Source organism: Streptomyces sp. NPDC104309, from assembly GCF_055584025.1.
In genome coordinates, this window is the sequence record NZ_JBVJMV010000103.1 from 4,149 (window position 1) to 8,968 (window position 4,820).

The window sequence follows — 4,820 nt, forward strand, 5'->3', positions numbered from 1 at the left end:
CCGCCGCCCCACCTCGCCCAGCCGGACCGACAGGGTGTTCAATGACCTGGCGAGATCAGGCTCGTACGCTGCGGGATCCGCCCCCACCAGACGGCGATGGACCTCGACGGCTTCCTCGATCACGATCAGTGCCTCGGCCCGCCGCCCCACCTCGCCCAGCCGGACCGACAGGGTGTTCAATGACCTGGCGAGATCAGGCTCGTACGCTGCGGGATCCGCCCCCACCAGACGGCGATAGATCTCGACGGCTTCCTCGATCGTATCCGTGTCTCCGTTCCCGACCCCCGATTCCCAGTACCGGTTCGATTGGGTGCTCAGCGTGTTGGCGAGGTCGGGCTCGTACGTTGCGGGATCTGCCCCCGCCAGACGGCGATAGACGTGGACGGCATGATCGATCGTGATCAGACCCTTAAGCCCCTGCCCTGCCTCCCAGTATCGGTTCGACAGGGAGCTGAGCGTGTTGGCGAGGTCGGGCTCGTACGCTGCGGGATCTGCCCCCGCCAGACGGCGATGGACCGCGACGGCTTCCTCGATCGCGAGCAGCTCCTCGTCCGTCTCCTCCTCTTCGGACACGCTGCAGGCCTTGAGGCTGAAATCCAGCTGTGCGAGGCGGCATCGGATGGTGACGGCTTCCTCGATCGCGGCCAGTGCCTCGGCTCGCCGCCCCATCGCCCCGTATCGGATCGACTGGGTGTTCAACGCGTTCGCGAGGTCGGGTTCGTACGCTGCGGGGTTTGCCTGCGCGAGGCGGCGTCGGATGGTGACGGCTTCCTCGATTACGGCCAGTGCCTCGGCTCGCCGCCCCATCGCCCCGTATCGGATCGACTGGGTGTTCAACGCGTTCGCGAGGTCGGGTTCGTACCCGGCGGGGTTTGCCTGCGCGAGGCGGCGTCGGATGGTGACGGCTTCCTCGATTACGGCCAGTGCCTCGGCCCGCCGCCCCATCGCCCCGTATCGGATCGACTGGGTGTTCAACGCGTTCGCGAGGTCGGGCTCGTACGCTGCGGGATCCGCCCCCGCCAGGCGGCGATGGACCGCGACGGCTTCCTCGATCGCGGCCAGTGCCTCGGCCTGCCGCCCCAGGTCCCCGAACCAGATCGACAGGATGTTCAACGCGTTCGCGAGGTCGGGTTCGTACCCGGCGGGGTTTGCCTGCGCGAGGCGGCGTCGGATGGTGACGGCTTCCTCGATCGCGGCCAGCCCCTCGGCCCGCCGCCCCACCGCCCAGTATCGGATCGACTGGGTGTTCAACGCGTTCGCGAGGTCGGGCTCGTACGCTGCGGGATCTGCCCCCGCCAGGCGGCGATGGACCGCGACGGCCTCCTCGATCGCGGCCAGGCCCTCGGCTGGTCGCCCCATCGCCCCGTATCGGATCGACTGGGTGTTCAACGCGTTGGCGAGGTCGGGTTCGTGCGCGGCGGGGTTGGCCTGTGCGAGGCGGCGTCGGATGGTGACGGCTTCCTCGATCGCGGCCAGCCCCTCGACCCGCCGCCCCACGTCCCCGAACCGGACCGACAGAGTGTTCAACGACCTGGCGAGGTCGGGCTCATGCACGGCGGGACCCGCCCCCGTCAGACGGCGTTGGATCTCGACGGCCTCCTCGATTGCGGCCAGTGCCTCGGCCCACCGCCCCACCTCGCCGTACCGGATCGACAGGGTGTTCAACGCGCCGGCGAGGTCGGGTTCGTGCGCTGCGAGATCCGTCAGGCGGCGATGGACCGTGACTGCTTCCTCGATTGCGGCCAGTGCCTCGGCCCGTCGCCCCACGTCCCCGTACCGGACCGACAGATTGTTCAACGACTTGGCGAGGGTGGGCTCGTGCGCGGCGGGATCCGCCCCCGCCAGACGGCGTTGGATCTTGACGGCCTCCTCGTTCATGGCCAGGCCCTCGGTTCGCCGCCCCACCTCGCCCAGCCGGATCGACAGGTTGTTCAACGATTTAGCGAGATCGGGTTCGTGCGCGGCGGGGTTCTCTTGCGCGAGGCGGCGTCGGATGCCGAATGCCTGTTCGTCGGCGGCCAGGGCCTGTTGGTGGAGGCCGGCGTTGCCGTAGCGCTTGGCGAGGGCGGCGTGTAGATCGGCCTGGTGGGCCGGGTCCGTGGTGGCGGCGAGGCGGTGGGGGGTGAGGCGGGCGGTGACGGCGGCGAGGCCGGCGTCGAGGTCGCTGTGGCGACCTTCGGGCAGGTGGGCGTCGACAGCCTCCAGGACCTCCACGGGCATGTCGTCCAGGGCGGCGAGGGCGGCCAGGGCGGCGCCGCCGGCGTGGAGCGCGAGGTCGGGGCGGGTGGTGAGCAGGGGGACGAGTTGTGTGGTGGTGAGGTGGGGCCAGCGGGCGGCGGCCGCGATCAGGACCGTGAGGGCGGATCGGGCCCACGGGCCCCGCCCCTCGATGGTGCCGTTGTTCCCGGTACCTGTGCGAGTGTCGGGTGGCGGCCGGAGGAGGCGTTGGGGGGCGGTGGCGGTCCAGGGGTCGGGGGCGGAGTGGGGCAGGTGGTGGCCGGGGGTGGTGAGGGCGAGGAAGTCCTCGGCCAGGCGGTCGGGGTGGAGCGGTTCCAGGACGGTGCCGGCGTGGGGGTCGGCCGGGGGGTAGGGGACGGCGTGGTCGGTCAGGGCGTGGTCGGTGCTGTGGTCGGGGCACGCGCCGATCGCGGCCAGGGCTGCCTTGGCGTCGTCGTGGGTCAGAGTCCCTGTGAGGGCGGCGGTGTACGTGGTGTGGGCCAGGGTTTCGGCGGTGACGGTGACGCGCCGGTTGGCGTGCAGGCTCTGCCAGTGGTCGCGTTCGCGGCCCAGCAGGTATCCGGAGATACGGCCCGGGGCGTCCAGGTCCGCGGTGGGGGTGCCGGTGCGGTGGGCGTCGACGGCGACCAAAGCGGCCATGTGCACCGCCAGCACCTGCCCGAATCGCTCCCGGTCGCCCAATGTCGCGGGTACCGGGATCCGGTGCGGGTCAGGAACGTCCAACGCGAGCGCGAAACGATCACGGGCGGCGGCGAAAAGGGCTGCCGGGTCGGTGCCGGGGTCGTCCGTCAGCGGGGGCAGGGACAGGGTGTCGGTGTCCAGGTCCATGCGGTCCAGGCGATTGGTCAGGGTCTGCCACCACAACCCGGCCGGACGGGACACCAACAACACCCGCACCCGTCTCCCCTGCGCGGGGGCGTGCGCGAGCATGGCCAACAGATCCGCTGCCGGCCACCGCTCCGCGTAGTCCACCACCAACAACACCCCCGCCCGCGGATTCCCCACGCCGGCCCGACCCGGAGCGTCGCCCTCGCCCGCCGAGGAGTTCGCCGGGGCGGGGTCTCCGGCGTGTCGGGCCTGCAACACCTCCCAACCGTCGGCATGCGAGTCGGCGGCGAAACGGGCGGCCAACCGCGTCTTGCCCTGCCCGCCCGCCCCGTGCAGCAGCTTCACCGACACCGCCTCCGAACCGTCCCGCCACGCCGCCAACCGCCCCAGCTCCTCGGCCCGACCGGTGAAGCCGACCAGCGCGTAGCGCGAATGCAACAGACGTGCCGGCTGCATGCGCGCCGCCCTCACCGACGGGGCCGGGTGCTCGCGCGGGAAGGCGTCGACGCGGTACAACGCGTGCTCCGCGCCCGTGTACGTGGTGATGTGCACGGCACCCACGGTGTCGGAGACCTGGATCACCGGCCCGTATACCACCGAACCCGCCACCCACTGGCCCGGCCGCGCCCCGTGGGTCGGCGTCGCCGCGGCGTCTTCCCATGCCGAACCCTCCCCGGAACCGGTCGGGGTGCCCCGGCGGGGCCACCAACGGGACTTGCGGCCGGCGCCGGTCACGGACCCTCCTCGATGTCGACGTCCCCGGTGGTGTCCCGCACCTGGTCGACCGGACCCACGATCGTGCTGTCGCGTACCCGTTGCCCGTCGCCCCCCGTTGGTGCGCCGCCTGACGGAGGCGCTACCGGCGCCACCGGAGGCAGGGACGTCGCGGGGCGGCCGCGGTGGGTGATGCGCACGTTGCCGCCGATGCCGACTACCTGCGTGGCACCGCCGTTCACCGCACTGTTCGCGACCGGCTGTCCGCCCTGCGGGGGGTGCTCGCGTCGTGGCCCGGTCACCGCCACCACCAACCCCGCGATCGCCACGAACAGGCCCGCCCCGCTCGCCGACTTGTCCGCCGCGTCCAACCCCACCGCCGCGAGATACACCGCCAACCCCACCAGCGCCGCACCCGCCACCACACCACCCACCCACGCCCGCATCTTGGCTGTCATCCCCCTATCGTCCACCCCCATCCCCGACCACGTCCCCCTGCTCACACGGACGGTGACACGCCCGTGACGTCCACCCCCGGCGAAGCTGCGATCCCCGAGACGACGAGCCGGGAACACGCGACCGACGACGTCCGACGACCCGGCCCTCCTTTCGCGGGGGCCGACCATTGTAGGCCGGTGTCCACGATGAAGATCGTCTGACCTGTCGGCTGGAGGCGTTGTCGGGTTCTGCTGCGTCGGCCGCCGTGCCGCCCTTACGATCCGTCACCGGGCCGGTACGCCGGGAGAACGCGGGAGGGCGTGGGGATGCAGGAGCTGGAGCGGATCACGGCTCGACGGGGTGAACTGGACGTGCTCACCGAGGAACTGGCCAAGCAGCTTGCCGAGGTCCAGGCCGAGCGGGAGGAGCTGGTGATTGCCGAGCGGGTCCTGAACCGGCTGGCCGAGCAGGACCGGGCCGCGGCCGGTGCCGCCGCCCCGGTTCCCGGCCGGGTGGCGGGGCGGGCTGTCCTGCTGATCCCGCACCGCGGCGAGAATCCCGATGAGACCGCCCTGCCGGACGACTACCGCATGATCCTGGCG

The 4,820-nt window shown here is 71.8% G+C and carries 2 protein-coding genes and 1 pseudogene; 1 reads left to right on the forward strand and 2 read right to left on the reverse strand.

Going from position 1 to position 4,820, the window contains the following annotated elements; translation table 11 throughout:
• Nucleotides 1-3,801, reverse strand: a 3,801-nt coding sequence (locus ACZ68L_RS46115; protein ID WP_469590804.1) for a tetratricopeptide repeat protein, incomplete at its 3' end; no start/stop codon positions are given.
• Nucleotides 3,798-4,238 (reverse strand): hypothetical protein, encoded by a 441-nt coding sequence (locus tag ACZ68L_RS46120; RefSeq protein WP_469590806.1) that lies wholly within the window; start codon nucleotides 4,236-4,238, stop codon nucleotides 3,798-3,800. The genes ACZ68L_RS46120 and ACZ68L_RS46115, both read right to left, overlap by 4 nt.
• Before the next feature lie 306 nt (nucleotides 4,239-4,544).
• Here ACZ68L_RS46120 and ACZ68L_RS46125 point away from each other — a divergent pair.
• Nucleotides 4,545-4,820 (forward strand): annotated as a pseudogene (locus tag ACZ68L_RS46125) (hypothetical protein); the annotation flags it as partial.

Bases quoted from the DNA above. Each gene is read 5' to 3' on its own strand.
- ACZ68L_RS46120 (WP_469590806.1), bottom strand. From the start codon at position 4,238: ATGACAGCCAAGATGCGGGCGTGGGTGGGTGGTGTGGTGGCGGGTGCG.